General features: G+C 65.5%; 18 protein-coding genes. 14 read left to right on the top strand and 4 right to left on the bottom strand.

Annotated features, from left to right (window positions below):
* On the top strand, positions 1-251 hold a 251-nt coding region (locus KUV74_RS12090), incomplete at its 5' end, for a hypothetical protein (RefSeq protein WP_222516410.1).
* Between the two features lie 410 nt (positions 252-661).
* Here KUV74_RS12090 and tyrS read toward each other — a convergent pair.
* Positions 662-1,864, bottom strand: a complete 1,203-nt coding sequence (gene tyrS / locus KUV74_RS12085) for a tyrosine--tRNA ligase (RefSeq protein WP_045993280.1) — start codon at positions 1,862-1,864, stop codon at positions 662-664.
* Positions 1,865-2,042: 178 nt separating this feature from the next.
* On the opposite strand from tyrS, the gene KUV74_RS12080 reads away from it, so the two are divergent.
* On the top strand, positions 2,043-3,176 hold the full coding sequence (locus KUV74_RS12080) for an anhydro-N-acetylmuramic acid kinase (protein ID WP_222516409.1): 1,134 nt from the start codon (positions 2,043-2,045) through the stop codon (positions 3,174-3,176).
* Between the two features lie 29 nt (positions 3,177-3,205).
* Here the strand turns inward: KUV74_RS12080 and KUV74_RS12075 are convergent, their stop codons facing one another.
* Positions 3,206-4,312 carry a type IV pilus twitching motility protein PilT gene (locus tag KUV74_RS12075; protein ID WP_222516408.1) on the bottom strand — a complete coding sequence of 369 codons (1,107 nt, stop codon included), beginning with the start codon at positions 4,310-4,312 and terminating at the stop codon, positions 3,206-3,208.
* Between the two features lie 66 nt (positions 4,313-4,378).
* Between KUV74_RS12075 and KUV74_RS12070 the strand changes: the two genes are divergently transcribed.
* From KUV74_RS12070 to KUV74_RS12040, 7 genes are all read left to right on the top strand, one after another.
* Entirely contained in the window at positions 4,379-5,074 is a 696-nt protein-coding gene (locus KUV74_RS12070; protein WP_124805266.1) for a YggS family pyridoxal phosphate-dependent enzyme, read from the top strand.
* Between the two features lie 78 nt (positions 5,075-5,152).
* Positions 5,153-5,977 (top strand): pyrroline-5-carboxylate reductase, encoded by an 825-nt coding sequence (proC, locus tag KUV74_RS12065; protein WP_222516407.1) that lies wholly within the window; start codon positions 5,153-5,155, stop codon positions 5,975-5,977.
* Between the two features lie 20 nt (positions 5,978-5,997).
* A complete protein-coding gene (locus KUV74_RS12060) occupies positions 5,998-6,591 on the top strand; it encodes a YggT family protein (protein WP_222516406.1) in 594 nt (197 codons plus the stop codon).
* A 63-nt stretch (positions 6,592-6,654) separates the two neighbouring features.
* Complete coding sequence (locus KUV74_RS12055) at positions 6,655-7,830, top strand: homoserine O-acetyltransferase (protein WP_222516405.1); 1,176 nt, start codon at positions 6,655-6,657, stop codon at positions 7,828-7,830.
* Positions 7,820-8,416, top strand: coding sequence for a methionine biosynthesis protein MetW (gene metW / locus KUV74_RS12050; protein WP_045993286.1), 597 nt, complete (start codon positions 7,820-7,822; stop codon positions 8,414-8,416). The genes KUV74_RS12055 and metW overlap by 11 nt, the downstream gene beginning before the upstream one ends.
* Before the next feature lie 107 nt (positions 8,417-8,523).
* Positions 8,524-8,994 (top strand): DUF4426 domain-containing protein, encoded by a 471-nt coding sequence (locus KUV74_RS12045; protein WP_162816430.1) that lies wholly within the window; start codon positions 8,524-8,526, stop codon positions 8,992-8,994.
* Entirely contained in the window at positions 8,984-10,318 is a 1,335-nt protein-coding gene (locus KUV74_RS12040; RefSeq protein ID WP_222516404.1) for an RNA polymerase sigma factor, read from the top strand. Before KUV74_RS12045 ends, KUV74_RS12040 begins: the two co-directional genes overlap by 11 nt.
* Positions 10,319-10,343: 25 nt before the next feature.
* Here the strand turns inward: KUV74_RS12040 and sfsA are convergent, their stop codons facing one another.
* Positions 10,344-11,105, bottom strand: a complete 762-nt coding sequence (gene sfsA, locus KUV74_RS12035; protein WP_222516403.1) for a DNA/RNA nuclease SfsA — start codon at positions 11,103-11,105, stop codon at positions 10,344-10,346.
* Positions 11,102-12,268, bottom strand: a complete 1,167-nt coding sequence (locus KUV74_RS12030; protein WP_222516402.1) for an aminotransferase class I/II-fold pyridoxal phosphate-dependent enzyme — start codon at positions 12,266-12,268, stop codon at positions 11,102-11,104. Before KUV74_RS12030 ends, sfsA begins: the two co-directional genes overlap by 4 nt.
* Positions 12,269-12,551: 283 nt before the next feature.
* Here KUV74_RS12030 and dksA point away from each other — a divergent pair, with 283 nt between their 5' ends.
* The 5 genes from dksA to KUV74_RS12005 all read left to right on the top strand — a co-directional run bounded on the left by dksA (position 12,552) and on the right by KUV74_RS12005 (position 18,583).
* Positions 12,552-12,989 (top strand): RNA polymerase-binding protein DksA, encoded by a 438-nt coding sequence (gene dksA / locus KUV74_RS12025; RefSeq protein ID WP_045993290.1) that lies wholly within the window; start codon positions 12,552-12,554, stop codon positions 12,987-12,989.
* 134 nt (positions 12,990-13,123) lie between these two features.
* A complete protein-coding gene (gluQRS, locus tag KUV74_RS12020; RefSeq protein ID WP_213229412.1) occupies positions 13,124-14,041 on the top strand; it encodes a tRNA glutamyl-Q(34) synthetase GluQRS in 918 nt (305 codons plus the stop codon).
* A gap of 7 nt (positions 14,042-14,048) precedes the next feature.
* Complete coding sequence (locus KUV74_RS12015) at positions 14,049-14,225, top strand: hypothetical protein (protein ID WP_045993292.1); 177 nt, start codon at positions 14,049-14,051, stop codon at positions 14,223-14,225.
* Positions 14,215-17,211 (top strand): ATP-binding protein, encoded by a 2,997-nt coding sequence (locus KUV74_RS12010; protein ID WP_222516401.1) that lies wholly within the window; start codon positions 14,215-14,217, stop codon positions 17,209-17,211. The genes KUV74_RS12015 and KUV74_RS12010 overlap by 11 nt, the downstream gene beginning before the upstream one ends.
* Positions 17,189-18,583: a sigma-54-dependent transcriptional regulator gene (locus KUV74_RS12005; RefSeq protein ID WP_045993294.1), complete on the top strand. Its 1,395-nt coding sequence runs from the start codon at positions 17,189-17,191 to the stop codon at positions 18,581-18,583. The genes KUV74_RS12010 and KUV74_RS12005 overlap by 23 nt, the downstream gene beginning before the upstream one ends.
* Positions 18,584-19,333: the final 750 nt, after the last annotated feature.

Raw genomic sequence — 19,333 nt, 5'->3', positions numbered from 1 at the left:
TGCAGGACCCAAGAGAAAGCGAAGCGAGCCTGACGCGCATCCTGCGATGCCGTCCTGGCGACTCCGATCGAGTGGCGAGCATTTTACCGATTTCTCGTTGCCCGTCAAGTGGAGAATTTCTCGAAGACTTGAAAAAGCCTTTTCAAAACAATCACTTTTACCACCCCTCACCGCCTGTGACGTTTGCTCGTCGCCGGCAGCGGATGCGTACTTTACGGATCGGGGCCGGCCTTGGCAAGCACTTCGTGTAAAAAAATTTCACGCCGGCGTCATCACATCGTCATGAGCCAGAAGCCTCCAACACCCACCCCCTACTTCACGTCTCTACTGCCCTATTCCAGACCAGTACTCCATACCTGATCGGTGCAGCGAGCCGGCCTGTCCTTTCACTTGCCGCTACGCCCCCGGAAGCCTCACCTGTCGTTGCCAAGCCACCCTTGCTGCGTCTCTTCCTTGCTGCGCCAGCTTTCCTTGCTGCGCCAGCTTTCCTTGCTGCGCCAGCCTTGGCCCTGACCTTCGTCTGCCCCACGACTCGCGCCTTCATGTTACCCACAGCCATCTTCTCGCACCCGCCTGTGGACAGGTCGCAGACAGGCGGGTGGCAAAACGAAGGACGCCCGCCAGTGGCGAGCGTCCCGGAAGCGATGGTCACACCGGCGGATCAGCCGCGCAGCGTCACTCTGGCGTAACGCTTCTTGCCGGCCTGGATGACATAGCTCTGGCCGAGCGCCAGCATCAGATCCTTGGCCACCACTTCGCCATCGACGCGCACACGTCCATTACCCAGCATGTCCTTGGCCTGGGCGCTGTTGTTGGCAAGTCCCGAGCGATTGAGCACTGCCGCAATCGGCGCCTGATCGCTGCCTTCAAAGACCACCTCGACCTCGGGCAGGTCTTCGGGCAGCTCACCTTCCGCCAACTGGTTACCGGCGCTTCGGTGTGCATTCGCCGCCGCTTCATCACCGTGATAGCGGGCAATCAGCTCGCGCGCCAGCTCCATCTTGATGTCACGAGGGTTGTCACCGCGCTCGATCCGCGCGCGCAGATCCTCGATGGCGGCATTGTCCTTGAGCGACAAGAGTTCGAAATAGCGCCACATCAGGCTGTCGGGCATCGATACCAGCTTGTTGAACATCGCCCCCGGCGCTTCGTCGACGCCGACATAGTTGCCCAGCGACTTGGACATCTTCTGCACGCCGTCGAGGCCTTCCAGCAGCGGCATGGTAATGACGACCTGGGGCTCGAGACCGAAGTGCTTCTGCACCTCGCGGCCCATCAGAAGGTTGAACTTCTGGTCGGTTCCACCCAGCTCGATGTCAGCCTTCAAGGCGACGGAGTCATAGCCCTGCACCAGCGGGTAGAGGAACTCGTGTACCGAGATGGCCTGGCCACCCTTGTAGCGCTTTTCGAAGTCATCGCGCTCGAGCATCCGCGCCACGGTGGTCTGACCGGCGAGTTCGATCATGTCAGCGGCGCTCATTTCGGAGAACCACTCGGCGTTGAAGCGAACCTCGGTCTTGTCGGGATCGAGGATCTTGAACACCTGCTCCTTGTAGGTCTGGGCGTTGGCCTTGACCTCGGCCTCGGTCAGCGGCTTGCGGGTGACGTTCTTGCCGGTGGGGTCACCGATGCGTCCGGTGAAATCGCCGATCAGAAAGATGACCTCGTGGCCGAGATCCTGAAACTGGCGCATCTTGGTCAACAGTACGCTGTGGCCCAGGTGCAGGTCCGGCGCGGTCGGATCGAAGCCCGCCTTGATTCTCAGCTTGCGCCCGGAAGCGAGCTTTTTCTTCAGCTCATCCTCCAGCAGAATCTCGTGCGTGCCGCGCTGAATCAGCGCAAGGGCCTCGTCCACATCGCTCATGGTATTCACTCCACTTATCAATTCGGCTTTCCAGCTCGGCTTGGCTTGGTCAATCGGCCCTTGCGCGGACATCGACGCCCCCGTCAGCAGGGGCACGTCGTCACGGCGCCGGCGCCAGGTATAGACAGTGGCGGGGATGTTACCATGAACCTTTCCACCGGTTGAGATGACAAGGCCCATGCAACGCTTCATTGGACTGATGTCGGGCACCAGCATGGACGGGATCGACGCCGCCCTGGTGCGCTTTGACGCCACAGGCACGGCAGCTCTGGAGGCCAGCGTCGGCATTCCCATGCCGCAGGCTCTGCGTGAGCGGCTGTGGCAACTGGCCCACGCCGATCAGGTCAGCTTTGCTGACCTGGCCTGGGCCGAGGAGGCTTTCTGCCAGTGCCAGGCCGAGGCAGTCCAGCGATTGCTCGAGCAACAGGGACTTGAACCCGAGGACATCGCTGCCATCGGCAGCCATGGGCAGACCATCGAGCATGCCCCCTACGGCCACCAGCCAGGCTCGCCCCCCTATACATTGCAACTGGACAACCCCAGCCGGCTGGCCGAGCTGACCCGCTGTGCCGTGGTCGCCGACTTCCGCCGCCGCGACCTGGCCGCCGGCGGTCAGGCCGCACCACTGGCACCGATCTTCCACCAGCAGGTATTTCGCCACCCCGAACGCTGGCGGCTGGTGCTGAACCTTGGCGGCATCGCCAACCTGACGCTGCTGCCGCCGACCTCGGACCCGCGTGCCCCGCTGGGCTTCGACACCGGGCCTGCCAATGCCCTGCTCGACGCCTGGCACCAACGCCATCGCGGCCCCCCCTTCGATGCCAACGGCGATTGGGCTGCCGGCGGCCAGGTGGATACCGCACTGCTCGAGCGTTGGCTGGCAGAGCCCTACTTTCACCGCCCACCGCCTCGCAGCACCGGGCGCGAGCTGTTCTCTCTCGACTGGGCAGAGGCGCAGTTGAACGGTTCAGAGTCACCACAGGACGTCCAGGCCACCCTGGCGGAACTGACCGCCACCAGCGTCGCCCTGGGCATCGAGATGGCGCGGGAGCACTTTACCGCCCCTGCCTCCCTCGACCTGGTGCCCTGCGGCGGCGGTTCACGCAACCTGGACCTGCTGGCACGCCTTGCGCGCCAGCTGCCGGAGGCCACTCTACTGGACAGCGAATCCCTGGGCTGGCCGGCCGACTGGCTGGAAGCCGCCGCCTTTGCCTGGCTGGCCCATGCCCGACTGAATCTCCAACCCGGCAACCTGCCGTCGGTCACCGGCGCCAGCGCAGAGCGCGTGCTCGGCGGGCTCTACGCCCGCTAAAGGGTCACGACTGGCTCTGAACCACCGCCTCACCCCCAGCCTTCGCCCTGGGGGCTCACCCAGCCCTCGTTCTGCCCGCCGCTCCAGCCGGCACTCGGCCCGCTATCGACCAGAGATTCACGGGTCAGGCGCCGGGCATCCTCCGGCGCCACCTCGCCACAGGCCACCAGTCTCGCCAGGTCGGCGTCCAGGGTCTGCATGCCGGCCTGGCCGCCGGTCTGCATCGACGAGTAGATCTGGGCCAGCTTGTCCTCGCGGATCAGATGACGGATCGCCTGATTGATCAAGAGGATCTCTCGCGCCGCCACTCGCCCGCCCCGGCTGCTGGGCAGCAGCGCCTGGGAGACGACCGCCTGCAACGACTCCGACAGCATGGTCCGCACCGCATTCTTTTCATCACCCGGGAAGGCATCGATGATCCGATCGATGGTCTTGACCGCGGAGGCGGTATGCAGGGTGGCAAATACCAGATGCCCGGTCTCGGCCGCGGTCATGGCCAGGCGCGCCGTTTCCAGGTCGCGAATCTCTCCGACCAGAATGACATCGGGATCTTCGCGCAGGGCGCTGCGCAGGGCGACAGCAAAGCCCTCGGTGTGGCGGTGCACCTCACGCTGGGACACCAGCGCCTGCTGGCTGTGGTGGATGAACTCGATGGGATCCTCGATGGTGAGGATATGGTCGCGACGGTGGCGGTTGATATGGTCGATCATCGCCGCAAGCGTAGTGCTCTTGCCGGACCCGGTGGGCCCGGTCACCAGTACCAGGCCCCGCGGCAGGGCGACAAGACGTTCGAATATCTCGCCCATCCCCAGCTCCGAAAGCGTCGGGATACGATCGGGGATGGTACGCAGGACCGCCGCCGCCCCGCGCTGCTGGACGAAGGCATTGACGCGATAGCGCGACAGGCCCGGGATCTGGTGGGAAAAATCGGCCTCGTGGGTGCGCGAGTACTGCTCGCGCAGCTCCTCATCCATCAACGACTCGAGCAGCAATCTGACCTGACCGTCGCCCAGCGGCGGACCAGGCAGACGCTCCAGTTCACCATTGACGCGCATCACCGGTGGCAGTCCCGCCGACAGGTGCAGATCCGAGGCGCCCTGCTTTGCCGAGAGTGCCAGCAGTTCGGTAATATCCATGGGCTTACCAGGCTTGAACCCCCGACTCGGGGGCAGGGAGCCCCACGATAGGACAGACCCAGGCCGATGACCACGACGATTGCCGAATCCTTGACCCAAGCCCGGACACGCCTGAATCAGGCACTTGCAAAGGCGGGAAGAGCGCCCGACGCGGCCCTGCTGCTGGCGGTCAGCAAGACCAAGCCAGCCGACATGATCCGGGATGCCTATGCCCTGGGCCAGCGCGACTTCGGCGAGAACTATCTACAGGAAGCGCTGGATAAACAGGCCCAACTGGGCGACTGCCCTGGCATACACTGGCACTTCATCGGACCGCTGCAATCCAACAAGACACGTGACGTGGCCAGCCATTTCGACTGGGTCCATGGTGTCGATCGTGCCAAGATCGCTCAGCGCCTGAGCGATCAGCGCCCGGATGGCCTTCCCGCACTGAATATCTGTCTGCAGGTCAACGTCAGCGGCGAAGCAACCAAATCAGGCGTCAGCCTGGAGGAGCTGCCTGAGCTGGCGAGCCTGGCGGCGGCGCTGCCTCGCGTGCGTCTGCGCGGATTGATGGCCATCCCGGCCCCCAGCGAAGACCCAGAAGCGCAGCGCGAGCCCTTCCGGCTACTGGCAGAGGCCTTGTCATCGCTGCGTCGAGAGCTGCCGGACGCACCGCTGGACACCTTGTCCATGGGCATGAGTGCCGACCTGGAGGCCGCCGTCGCCGAGGGCGCCACCATCGTGCGCCTGGGCACCGCGATCTTTGGCTCGCGCCAGTGAGCCCGTCGCCACGACAGGCCTGGTGACGCTACCCTGTTTGTCCGAATATCCAATGCCCTACCCTTCAAGGAGCCCCGCATGGCCAGCAACGTGACCTTTATCGGCGCCGGCAACATGGCCAGCGCCATCTTCGGCGGCATGGTGCACAGCGGCTACCCTGCCGATGCCATCACCGCCACCGCCACCCGTGACGCCACCCTGGCGCCGCTCGCCGAGCGCCTGGGCATCCATACCACCACCGACAATCTGGCGGCGATCGAGCACGCCGACGTGGTCGTACTGTCGGTCAAGCCACAGATCATGCGCCAGGTGTGCGAGACTCTACGGGAGTCGGTGCAAAAGCGTCGGCCGCTGATCGTGTCGGTGGCAGCTGGCCTCAGCGCCGAGACCTTGGAACAATGGCTGGGTGGCGGCCTGGCGGTGGTCCGCTGCATGCCCAACACTCCGTCGCTGGTCGGTGCCGGTGCCTCCGGGCTGTATGCCAACCCGCGCGTCAGCGACGAGCAGCGCGTCCTGGTCGGCGAGCTGATGACGTCCGTCGGCATCATCGAATGGGTCGAAGACGAAGCCCTCCTGGAAGCGGTCACCGCCGTCTCGGGTAGTGCTCCGGCCTACTTCTTCCTGATGTTCGAGGCCATGGAGGAGGCCGCCGTCAAACTCGGGCTAAGCGCCGAAAGCGCTCGCCGACTGGCGATGCAGACCGCCTACGGGGCCGCCTCGATGGCGATGCAGAGCGACCGTGATCCCGGTGAACTGAAACGCAATGTGATGTCCCCGGGGGGTACCACCGAGAGGGCCATCGAATATCTGGAGCAGGCAGGACTGCGGCAGGCGCTCGACGGCGCCATGCAAGCCTGTGCCAAGCGTGCCCAGGAAATGTCTGCCGAACTCGGCAAGGGTTAATCAAAGACGGAGGAGCCCACATGGGCAGTCAACTGGGAAACGCTGGCCTGCTGCTGGTCAACACCCTGATCAACATCTTCTTGTTCATGCTGATGCTGCGCTTTCTGCTGCAGGCCTCGAAGGCGGACTACTACAACCCCTTGAGCCAGTCGGTGGTCAAGATCACCCAGCCGGTGGTGCGTCCCTTCCAGAGCGTGCTTGGCCCGGTGATGGGCCGCTTTGACCTGGCCACCCTGGCCGCGGGCTTTCTGGTCAAGGTGATCAGCATCATCATCCTGCTGCAGCTGGCCGGTGTCGGCATGCCGAGGCTCGATGGCCTGGCCATCGCCGGCGTCGCGGCCCTGGCCAGCGCGATCCTGAAGATCTACTTCTTTGCGCTGATCGTGATGATCATCCTCAGCTGGGTCGCCCCCAACGCCAGCCATCCCGGCGCGCTGCTGGTGATGCAACTGGTGGAGCCGATCATGGCGCCGGTACGCCGGGTGATTCCGCCGCTGGGGATGCTCGACCTGTCACCCATCGTGGTGTTCATCGGCATCAACCTGATCGATGGCATCGTGGTGGGTTCGCTGGTCCGGGCCGCCGGTATCTCCGGGATGCTGGTCGGGCTCTAGGCTCGACCAACGCTCGCGTACACGGCCACGACAACACCAACTTTCACTGGACACACACGACTGATGCCCGAGACGACTCGCGATTCGGTCGGACTGGTGACGCCGCAGGTGGCGCACTTCGACGACCCTCTGCCCCTGGTCTGCGGCAAGACGCTGCCGGCCTACGACCTGGTCTACGAGACCTACGGCACCCTCAATCAGGACCGCAGCAATGCGGTCCTCATCTGCCATGCCCTGTCCGGCCACCACCACGCCGCGGGTTATCATGACGAGGCCGATCGCAAGCCAGGCTGGTGGGACGCCCACATCGGTCCCGGCAAGTCCATCGACACCGATCGTTTCTTCGTCATCTCGCTGAATAACCTCGGCGGCTGCCATGGCTCCACCGGGCCTTCCAGCATCAACCCGGACACCGGCCGCCGCTGGGGGCCGGACTTCCCCATGGTCACCGTCTGCGACTGGGTCGACAGCCAGGTTCGCCTGGCCGATCGCCTGGGCATCAGCCGCTTCGCCGCCGTCGTCGGCGGCAGCCTGGGCGGCATGCAGGTGCTGCAGTGGTCACTGGCCTATCCGGAACGCATCGCCAACGCGGTGGTCATCGCCGCCACGCCCAAGCTGTCGGCGCAGAACATCGCCTTCAACGAGGTCGCGCGTCAGGCCATTCGCTCGGACACCGACTTCCACGACGGCCACTACGCCGATCACGAGACCCTGCCCCGTCGCGGACTGAAGCTGGCGCGCATGGTCGGCCACATTACCTATCTGTCCGAAGACGCCATGGGTTCGAAGTTCGGACGCGATCTGCGCAGCGAAGACCTCAACTTCGGCTTCGACGTGGAGTTCCAGGTGGAGTCCTACCTGCGCTACCAGGGCGACGCCTTTTCCACCTCCTTCGACGCCAACACCTATCTGCTGATGACCAAGGCGCTGGACTACTTCGACCCGGCCTCGTCCCACCAGGGCGACCTGGCCAAGGCCCTGGCCCCGGCTGAGTGTCCGTTCCTGGTGGTCAGCTTCAGCACCGACTGGCGCTTCCCGCCGTCACGCTCCAAGGAGCTGGTCAACGCCTTGATTCGTGCCGGCAAGTCGGTCAGCTACGCCAATATCGACTCGCCCCACGGCCATGATGCCTTCCTGATGCCGGAGCCGCGCTATCAAGCGATCTTCGCCGGCTTCATGAGACGCGTCGCCGATGACCTCAAGCTGCCGTCACGCCTGGAGGCCGACCATGCGCTCTGACCTCACCCTGATTCACGGCTGGATTCCCGAGGGCGCCCATGTGCTCGACCTGGCCTGCGGTGACGGCACCCTGCTGCACGCTCTGGCGCGCGACAAGGGCGTCACCGGTTACGGCCTCGAGATCGATCCTGACGGCATCACCGCCTGCATCGAGAAGGGCGTCAGCGTCATCGAGCAGAACCTCGACGAAGGACTCGCCAACTTCGAGGATGACGCCTGCGATCTGGTGATCATGACCCAGGCGTTGCAGGCGCTGCGCCGCCCCGACCGCATGCTCGACGAAATGCTGCGGGTGGCCCGGGAGTGCATCATCACCTTCCCCAACTTCGCCTACTGGCGCCACCGGGTCCATCTTGGGCTACGCGGCTATATGCCGGTGTCCAAGTCGCTGCCCCACGCCTGGTACGATACCCCCAACATCCACCTGTCGACGTTCAATGACTTCGAGGCGCTGTGTCGTGACAAGGGGGTGACCATCGTCGACCGCGCGGTGGGCATCAAGGACCACGAAGGTAGACGGCTGTCACGGCTGTGGCCCAACCTGTTTGGCGAGATCGCGATCTTTCGCGTGAGCCGCGACGGCTGACACCTGGCGCGGGCGCGCCACAGGCCTCGGCGCGACAGGATGGGCCGAGGGTCAAGGCAGCAATGAGTCGGACGTCAACAGGCAAGCCTGCTGCCAAGGAGCATGAGATGAACGTCAATCGAGCCAGCCACCGACGATACGCGCTCGCCTTGTCTCTGCTGGTGCTGCTGGCGCTGCAGGCATTGCCGACGGCGCCAGCCCAGGCCCAGCAGTTCGAGCGCTTCGGCGATATCGAGGCGCACTACAGCGCCATCACCACCGACTTTCTCCCCGAGGAGATGGCCCGCCGTCTGGATATCCAGCGCAGCCCGCACCAGGGTCTGGTCAGCCTCAGCGTTCGCGACGCCGATGGCCAGGCCCTCAACGTCGCCACCGAAGGCAGCGTCTCGGTGGTGGGCAAGCCCGGCGAGACACCTCTGGCCTTTCGCACCCTGCGGGAAGGCGATGGCATCTCGCGCTACGCCACTTTTGCCATCGACACCAGTGCGCCGATGCGCTTTCGGCTCTCGCTGCAGCTTGACCGCAACGCTTCCCCCGAGGCAGTCAGCTTCTTGAAACGGTTCTATCGTGACCAGTGATACCCTTTTCTCTTCGGCGCCACCCGTCACCTCGGCGGTCGGCGACGCCCTGAAAGAGTGCGCTCAGGGCGCCACCGGCGGCCTCGAGACCCTTGCCAGGCTGACGGTGCCTCACCTGACCGCCATCGCCCGCCACTTTCTCGACGCGCCAAGGGATGTCGAGGACGTGATCCACGATACCCTGGTGCTGGCATGGCACAACGTCTGGCGCTTCGACCCCGCCGCCGAGTCCCCCCATGCGTGGCTGATGCAGGTGTTCGCCTCGCGCCTGGCGAGCCAGCGCCTGGCGTTGGCCACACCGGCCGATGCCACGCCCTGGCGGCTCGATGTCGACCGCGTCGTTCTGCCGCCTCCGCTGACGGATGCCCAGCGCCCGACGCTGGACGCCTTGATGACGCTGTACCAGCAGTTGCCTCCGGCGTCGGTGGATGATGCCCTGAAGGCACGGCTGTGCTGTGCCATCAGCCTGCTGGATGCCAGCCGCGACATGCCGCTGACGCCCGGCGGCGAACCCGCCGACCCCAGCCTGTACGATCCCAGCCTGGGACCGCGCATGAGCCTGTCACGCCTGGCCCAGCGTGCCAAGGGACTGGTCAATCGCTCGCTGACACTGCCGCTTGAACACCTGGCCCTGCGCCTGTGGCTGGCCCAGGCCCCGGGCAGCCGGCCCCTCGAGGCCCGCGGCCTGCCCCGACGCGGCATCGAATCACGCTACGGCGAGGCCCTGGACGTCAGCGTCGACCCGCGTCGGCTGCTCAAGCAGATCCACTATCCGCGTTCCTTCCCGGATCGGCGCGAGCGTCACCGGATCAGTGATCGCCTGTTATGGGACGGCGACTGGGATCTGTCGACGACCCACGCCCTGTCGAGCCGTCGCATGCACTTCATCGCCGACATCTGGGCACACCGGCGCGACCCAAGCCAGAGCCGCAGCTACCACCAGCTGGCCGAACGACTGGCCAGGGGCAAGCCGGTGGCCTCGCACTCCGACGGCATGGTGCTGGATCGCCCCGAACGTATCCTGGCCTATCTGCGCCGTTACCTCCTGTACATGGAGGCCATGGCCTGTTTCGGTTTCGACAACGGCCTCGGCAAGGACCGCCTGGGCGCGGCGGTGGATCGGCACGGCGAGCTGGTCAAGATCAACAAGGGGCTGCACCGCATGGCCATGGCCCAGGTGATCGGCATACCACGGGTCGAGGTGCGCGTCCGCGGCATCCATCGTCAGTGGTGGGACCAGGTCAGCGAGGGAGCCAAGGGCGACACCGCCATGCTGCGCGTCCTCGCGGCCCTCCCCGACTGCCGCCCGTCCGCAGCAGACTGACCCCGCCCCCCACAGAAGCGCCGATTCAGGCCTCGACGAACTGCGCCATCGGCCGCACCGGCAAGGATGCATCCAGGGTCAGCGCCAGTGGCCTGCCCTGGTCGTCTCGCCGGGCGCGGATGCGGTAGGCCAGCACCTCGACGCCCTCGGCCATCACCCGTCTCAGGGTATCGCCGTACCCCGGATCCAGGTGCATCGCCGGGGCCACATCGTCGATGCCCTCGTGGGCGACCAGGAACAGCAACACCGCTCGCTTCCCCTCGGCCACCAGCTGCGCCAGGCTTTCCAGGTGCTTGCGCCCACGTTCGCTGACCGCGTCGGGAAAGTAACCGTGGCCATCGCTTTCCTTGAGGGTGACCTGCTTGACCTCGACGAAGCAGCTCGGGCGCTCGTCGTCATCCAGGCGAAAGTCCAGCCGGGCGTTGGCCACCTTGGCCTCGCGCTTGATCGCCGAATAACCCCTGAGTTCGGCCACCGTCCCCGAGCGCAAAGCCTCCTCGACGATCCGGTTGGCTCGTCCGGTATGCACCGAGGCCAACGCCGACGCAGCACCGGCCTGGGCGTCGCCAGACGGCAGTTCGATCAATTCCCAGGTCCAGGCCAGCTTGCGCGCCGGATTGTCGCTGGGGGACAGCCAAACCCGGGCGCCGGGAACATTGACCGCGCGCATCGAGCCGGTGTTGGGGCAGTGGGCGACCACTTCGCGCCCGTCGTCGAGGCGCACATCGGCCAGAAATCGCTTGTAGCGGCGCAGCAATACGCCGCCGACCAGGGTGGGGTAGTTCATGAGCCCTGCCGTGCCAGAAAACGTTCCAGACGCGCCAGGGCTTCCTGCAGACGCGGCACCTCGGTGGTGAAGGCGATGCGCACGTGGTGCTCGCCGCCCTGCAGGGCAAAGTCGGTCCCCGGGGTAATCGCCACGTTCTCCTCTTCGAGCAGGCGCAGGCAGAACGCCTGGCTGTCGTTGCTGTAGGCGGAGATGTCGAGCCAAAGATAGAAGGCACCCTGGGGCGGCAGCGACGGTGCCAGGCCGAGCCGCGACAGCCCTTCCAGCAAGGCGTCCCGGCGTGTCTGGAGCTCTCGCCGGCGCTCCTCGAACAACGCCTGACACTCCGGGCTGAAAGCGGCCAGCGCCGCGTGCTGGGCCGGCGTGGAGGCGGCCAGGAAGACGTTCTGAGCCAGCCGTGTCAGCGGCTCCACGGCGTCCTCGGGCGCCACCAGCCAGCCCAGGCGCCAGCCGGTCATGCCGAAGTACTTCGAGAAGCTGTTGACGATAAAGGCCCGGTCACTGAGTGACGCCACCGACAGCGGCGCCATGCCGTAGTTGAGCCCCTGGTAGATCTCGTCCACCAAGAGTTCACCGCCACGCTCGGCCACCACGTCCACCACCGCGCCGAGCGCCGAGCGCTCGAGCACATGGCCGGTAGGGTTGGACGGCGAGGCCAGCATCGCCAGGCGCGTATCGTCGCGCCAATGCCGCTCGATCAGCTCGGCGTTCAGCTGCCAGCCGCTGTCGGCTCCCACCGGCACCGCGTCCACCCGGGCACCGGCCAGCGCCATGAAGTGGCGGTTGCAGGGGTAGTTCGGGTCGGCCATCAGCACGCCGTCTCCGGGCCCCGCCAGCAATTGACTCGCCAGCAGCAGCGCCCCGGACGCACCGGGGGTGACGATAATCCGCTCCGGCGCCACCTCGGCATCGAAGTGCTCACGATAGTGGCCGGCAATCGCCTCGCGAAGCGCAGGAATACCGGTGGCAGGGGTATAGCGGGTGCGTCCCTCGTCCAGGGCACGGTGGCCGGCCTCGCGCACCGCAGGTGGGGTCGAGAAGTCCGGCTCGCCGACCTCCAGATGGATCACGTCCTCGCCGGCCGCCTCGCGCTGCTGAGCAAGTTCCAGCAGATGCATCACACGGAAAGGGGCGACCCCTTCGACCCTGGCGTTAAAGCTCATGGCTTCCTCTCTTGATCGCGGCCCGCAGCGAACCCGAGCCCTGCTTGATGGTCCAATGGAGGTATTGAAACATGGAACCTGGTCGCCGTCCGTCACCGTCCAGGACGCCAATCATTGATCCGGGCGATGAAGGCTACGACTTTCGGGGATAAAACTGGTAGTTATCGCGCAAAACTATTGCACTACGGCCAAATATCCGCTAAACAACCTTCCCTTTGGCGTGAGATACCTTAGCCTAGCGTGGGGTATTGATCAGCAGTCACTAAAGTAATGAGGCAATCCCATGCCAGTTGCACAGAAAAAACCGGAAGCGCCCAAGAAGTTCATCCCGTACGAGCCGGCGGCGGGTGAAGAATACATGAACGAGAAGCAGCTCGAGCACTTCCGCCAGATTCTGCTTGGCTGGAAGCAGGAGCTGATGGAAGAAGTCGACCGTACTGTTCGCCATCTGCAGGAAGAGGCCAACAACTACGCCGACCCGGCTGACCGTGCCACCCAGGAAGAGGGCTTCAGCCTGGAGCTGCGGACCCGCGATCGCGAGCGCAAGCTGCTCAAGAAGATCAACGAGACCCTCGAGATGATCGATGAGGACGACTACGGCTTCTGCGATGCCTGCGGCGTGGAGATCGGCATCCGTCGCCTGGAAGCGCGTCCCACCGCCACCCTCTGTGTCGACTGCAAGACCCTGGCCGAACTGAAGGAAAAGCAGCTCGGCGGCTGATCCCCCCCTCGCCGGACCTTCGACAACGGGCACCTCAGGGTGCCCGTTTGCGTGATCACCTGCCCCCCGGCTGCCTGTTCACGAGGGAGGCCTGTTGACGAGGGTTGCCTGTTCCCGATAGCGCTGGAGCCCCCATGCACCACGTCCATGGTCGCTTTGCCCCCACCCCCTCAGGTCCGCTTCACGCCGGCTCGCTGGTGGCCGCGGTGGCGAGCTATCTGGATGCGCGTAGCCAGCAAGGCCGCTGGAGCCTGCGCATCGAGGATGTCGATCCCCCCCGCTGCCCTCCTGGCAGCGTCGATACCATCCTGCGCCAGCTCGAGACCTTTGGCCTCGCCTGGGACGGCGAGGTGCGCTACCAGAGTCATCGCCATGACGCCTATGCACGTGCCCTTGCGCGGCTGACCGAGCAGGGCATGGCCTACCCCTGCAGCTGCTCGCGCAAGCAGTGGCGGGACTACGGCATCTATCCAGGCTGGTGCCGCGACGGCGTATGCCAGCCCGAGGCCCCGCAGGCCTGGCGCCTGCGCAGCGACCTGGGGCAGCGCCCGGTCAGCTGGCACGATCGGCTGCAGGGTCTGCAGCGCTTCGACCCTGCCGCCCTGGGTGACGTCGTGCTCAAGCGCAAGGACGGCCTCTGGGCCTACCAGCTGGCGGTGGTGGTGGATGATATCGACCAGAACATCACCGACGTGGTGCGCGGCGCCGATCTTCTCGACAACACCCCCTGGCAGCTGCAGCTGCTCGAAGCCCTCGGTGCCGAGCCGCCGCGCTACCTTCACCTGCCGCTGGTGATAGGGCAGGATGGGCAGAAGCTGTCCAAGCAGAACCTGGCCCGACCGCTGCCCGAAGATCCCCGTGACGTACGCCGGCTGCTGCATGCCACCCTGGCACTGCTGGGGCAGTCCCCCGACCCGGCGGCGAGCGAGGCGCCGGTGGCCGAGCAGCTCGAGGCCGCCTGCCGCCGCTGGCGTCCTCGCCAGATCCCCCGCGCAGACATCGCCTCGCAGGGGCTTCAAGTGGACGGCGACGACGCTGACACCAACGAGTGAGCCTGCCATGTACGTCTACCGCATCATGCTGCTGCTTGTGTTTTGCGGGTATCTGCTCTCGCCGCTGCTGATGACCGGCTGGGGCCAGCCCGGCAACGCCTGGTACCGCCCGTTCCTGATCTGGGGGGCACTGATCGCCCTGACGCTGTGGCTCGAGCAGAAGCGAGCGCTGGATGAGCGCTGAGCTCGTCTCCCTTGTACTGCTGGGGCTTGGCTACCTGTCGGCACTGTTCGCCACCGCCAGCGCGGTGGAGCGCGGCTGGATTCCGCGGCGGCTGGTCCATCACCCACTGATCGGCATCCTGGCCCTGGGCGTCTACGCCAACGCCTGGGCGGTAATCGGCAGCCTTGGCGTGGCCCACCAGCGGGGATTTGGTTATCTCGCCTACTACCTGGGTGCCGCCGGTGCCTTTGTGCTGGCACCGGTCCTGCTGCTGCCGCTGCAGCGCATGACGCGAACCCACCAGCTGTCTTCCCTGGCGGACCTGTTCGCCTTTCGTTTTCGCTCCCGCTGGGTCGGCACCTGCGTCACCCTGCTGAGCCTGGTGGCGGTCATGCCGCTGCTGGCGATGCAGGTGGAGGCCATGAGGCATGCCATCCATCGCTACACCGACGCTGCCTCTCCAGGCCTGCTGTCGCTGTTGCTGTGTGCCTTGATCGCACTGTTCGCGATACTGTTCGGCGCCCGTCATACCCACGTCCATCGACGCTACGACGGCTTGACCGCCGCCATCGGCCTGGAGTCGCTGATCAAGCTGGCCGCCTTTCTCGGGCTGGGCGCCTTTGCGCTCTACGCCATCTTCGACGGCCCCGGCGACCTGCAGCGCTGGCTGGACGGGCCAGGCCGCGTCCACCAGGCCCAGGCGAGCCAGTTTGATGCCGCCCAATGGAGAACCCTGCTGCTGCTGTTCTTCGCCGCTGCGCTGCTGATGCCCCACATGTTTCACGTGACCTTCGCCCGCCCGCTCAGTCGCCGAACCCTGCTCAGCGCGGGCTGGGGACTGCCGCTGGTGCTGCTGCTGATGGCACTGCCGGTGCCGCTGGTGCTGTGGGCCGGTCAGCGCATGGGCGTGGCCGATGATATCCAGGGGGCCGCCTACGTCATCTTCGCGCTGTCCGATAGCCCCGCCGTCACCGCCCTGGCCTTTGTCGCGGTACTGGCCGCCACCTGCGGCACCCTGATCCTGAGCGCGCTGGCGCTCGCCGGGATGGTGCTGAACCATCTGGTGCTGGTCGCCCATCCCCCGGTGGAGCACCCCGACCTCTATCGCTGGCTACGCTGGCTACGGCGCGGCCTGATCGGCGCCATCATTGTGGCCGGCTGGCTGTTCGCCCAGGCCGTCGACGCCAATACCGAGCTGACCCGACTGGGGCTGGTGGCGGTGGTTGGCATGGCTCAGTGTCTGCCGGGTCTGCTGGCCCTGCTGTACTGGCCCGGTGCCAACCGCAAGGGGGTGATGACCGGCCTCGGCCTGGGTGTGGCGATCTGGTGTGCCGGCCTGTGGCTGCCGCTGCTCAGCGATCTGCCGCCGCTGCTTGCGCCGCTGGACGCCTTGCTCGGGCTTCTCGGCGACGAGGCTGTCACCGACTCGCCCGCCTGGTATCCGGTCGCCCTGGTATCGCTTGGCGTCAATGGCCTGAGCCTGATTCTGGTGTCGCTGATCACCCCCACCTCCGCCGGAGAACGAGCGGCCGCCGAGGCCTGTTCTGTGGATGCGGTCATCCGCCCCAAACGCCTGCCGCTGAATCTGACCGACGGTGATGACGTCAGGCGGCGCCTGGCCATGGCGCTCGGCGACGAGGTCGCCGAGCGCGAAGTGACCCGGGCGCTGGCAAGCCTCCATCAATCTGCCAAGGATGCCAGGCCCTACGCGCTGCGACGTCTGCGCGACCGTATCCAGGCCAACCTGTCCGGCCTGATGGGCCCATCGGTCGCCCAGGACATCGTCGATCACTACCTGCCCTATCGGCGCGATGGGCGAGCGCCGAAGGAAGATATCCACTTCGTCGAAAGCCGCCTGGAGGCCTACCGATCTCGCCTCACTGGCCTCGCGCGGGAACTCGATGAGCTGCGACGTCACCATCGCCGCATGCTGACCCGGCTGCCGGTGGGGCTATGTGCCTTCGGCGACGACGGCGAGGTACTGATGTGGAACGACGCCCTGGCCGAGCTCAGCGAGATTTCCGGCGAGGAGATCATTGGCGCCCATCGCCAGGCCCTGCCCGCGCCCTGGGCCGAGCTGCTCGGGACCATTCTGGAAAGCGACAAGGACCACCTCTACCAGGAAGCCGTGGAGCTGCCCCGGGGGCTACGTTACGTCAGCCTGCTCAAGGCCAGCCTGGTGGACGAGCCGGCGGCAGACGCCGCTGGTGGCACGGTCATCCTGGTCGAGGACCACAGCGAGATGAAATGGCTGGAGAACGAACTCATCCACGCGGCTCGCCTCGCCTCCATCGGCCAGATGTCCGCCGGCGTGGCCCACGAGATTGGCAACCCCATCACCGGCATCTCATCGCTGGCCCAGAACCTGCGCTATGACACCACGGATCCCCACGTGCTCGAGACCGCCGAACAGATCCAGACACTGACCAAGCGCGTGTCGCGTATCGTTGGCTCACTGGTGGGCTTTGCCCACGGCGGTCGCCACGTCACCGGCAGCGATTTCGCGCCGGTATCGGCCAGGCATCTGGCCGACCAGGCGCTGCACTTGCTCAAGCTGGCCCGCAAGAGCGACGATGTTCGCTACGACAATCGCTGTCCGGCGCGGCTCGACATCACGGGAGACGAGCAGCGCCTGCTGCAGGTATTGATCAACCTGCTGAGCAATGCTCGTGACGCCAGCCCGGCCAACGGCCTGGTGGTCATCGACGCCGGCGAGGAAGGTGAGCGTCACTGGCTGTCGGTCACCGACCAGGGGCCCGGCATCGATCCCAGCGTGCGCGAAAACCTGTTCGAGCCCTTCACCACCACCAAGCCGCCAAGCCAGGGTACCGGTCTTGGTCTCGCCCTGGTGGTAAGCATCGTGGCCGAGCACCAGGGCAAGGTCGAGGTGGAGTCGCCCCTGCCGGGGCAGGCCGGTGGCACCAGAATTCAGGTATGGTTACCTTCTCCCGATGTCCATCGACCTGCCGGGGATATGCCGATCCATGAGCCGAATCCTGATCGTTGAAGACGAAGCCATCATCCGCAGCGCCCTGCGCCGCCTGCTCGAACGCCACGACCACCGCGTGTGCGAATGCGAGTCGGTGGAGCAGGCATGCGGGCAGGGCTTTGGCGAGTACGACCTGATCATCAGCGACCTGCGCCTGCCCGGTGCACCCGGCACCGACCTGATCAAGGCCGCCGCCCCCTGCCCGGTACTGATCATGACCAGCTACGCCAGCATGCGCTCGGCGGTGGATGCGCTGAAACTCGGCGCGGTGGACTACGTCGCCAAGCCGTTTGATCATGATGAACTGCTGGAAACCGTGGCTCGAGTACTGCACCGCCAGGCGAGTCAGCGCAGCACGCCGCCCGCCATCGCCGACGAGGGTGGACGGCGCCACACCATGATCGGCAACTGCCCGGCGATGCAGGCGGTCTACACCCGTATCCGCAAGACCGCCCCGGCAGACGTGACGGTACTGATTCAGGGTGAATCCGGTACCGGCAAGGAGCTGGTGGCCAAGGCCCTGCACCAGCAGAGCCGCCGTGCCGAGGCGCCGCTGGTCTGCGTCAACTGTGCAGCCATCCCCGAGACGCTGATCGAATCTGAGCTGTTCGGTCATGAGAAGGGCGCCTTTACCGGGGCCAGCGCCATGCGTACCGGACTGGTCGAGGCCGCCGACGGCGGCACCCTGTTCCTCGACGAGATCGGCGAATTGCCGCTGGACGCCCAGGCCCGATTGCTGCGGGTGCTGCAGGAAGGCGAGATACGCCGCATCGGTTCGGTGGAGACGCGCCACGTCGACGTTCGGCTGATCGCTGCCACCCACCGTGACCTGCGCGCCCTGTCACGCAGCGGAGACTTCCGTCTCGATCTCTACTACCGCTTGAACGTCATGCAGATCGACCTGCCTCCGCTGCGCGAGCGCGAGGACGACATTCTCGAGATTGCCGACGTGCTGCTGGCCAAGGCCTGCAAGCGCCACGCCCGCGACGGTCTGCACCTGTCTCGCGCCGCACGGCGGGACATCGCCGACTACCCCTGGCCAGGCAACGTCAGGGAGCTGGAAAATGCCCTGGAGCGTGGCGTGATCCTCGCTGAAGGCCAGTTGATCCATCCGGACGACCTGGGCCTGGCAACGGTGCCGGTAACGCGCCCGCCCAGTCCCCCCAAGGAGGCGGCCACGTCACTGGAGGCGCCCGCCCCCGAAAGATCCGACACGGCTACCGAGGACGACCTGTCGCTGGAAGACTACTTCCAGCACTTCGTACTCGAACATCAGGACCAGATGAGCGAGACGGAGCTGGCCAACAAGCTGGGAATTTCACGCAAGTGCCTGTGGGAACGCCGCCAGCGTCTGGGTATCCCGCGCAAGAAGGCGGCGCGGCGCCACTGACGCGAGACCACCGGCTCAACACCCTGGGGCCCTGGCCCCGCGCTTCGCCCCGGCCTCCCTTGGGCCACTCACCTTGCCCCCCCTTCGACTCACCCCTCGGCTCGCCCTTGCCTGCCGCTTCCTGCCATGCCCCCTGCTTTGGTTCATTCGACCATGGTGCAAGTGTCTGTAGCGATCAATACAGGCATTGTAGGCCCTGCACGCCAGCTACCTCTTGATGCACCGGTTGTTACCATCCCACACAGGGGAGTGCGCCAAAATGGGTAGCCCGAGGTAACACAAATGACCCGGCGGCTTGCTTCGAACCAACGACAATGAAGCAAGCGGCTGATAAAAAAGAAAAAAATCAAAGTAGGCACGACAACTGCAGTAAGTCTGGGCAAGAACAACAAATTCCGGCGATCGTGGGCAGCCAACAACAATAACCTGCACCGCCACGATCGAATCCGCCGCCCCAACAACAACAACGCTTCCAGGTGAAGCAGGCGGATTGGGCACTAGGCACCGCAGCCTTGACAACAACAATACGGACCTGCGGAGCTATCACTCGTCGAACAACAACAAGACGACGAGGCCCGGAGTACCAGGACGCGACGCGCCAACGATGACCGACCAACAAGAACAACAGGGTCGTCAGAGCGCACTCCCGGCAACAATGCCAATAATCCGGGAGGAGGCATGATCCCATGCCGTCGTGGTTGGACTATTGTTTTGAATACGAGACGGTCGCCGTCAGGAGCGCCAATAACA

The sequence above is a fragment of the Halomonas sp. DP1Y21-3 genome, assembly GCF_019801245.1.
Lineage (GTDB): Bacteria > Pseudomonadota > Gammaproteobacteria > Pseudomonadales > Halomonadaceae > Halomonas > Halomonas litopenaei.
This window is presented reverse-complemented; position numbering and strand designations above follow the sequence as displayed.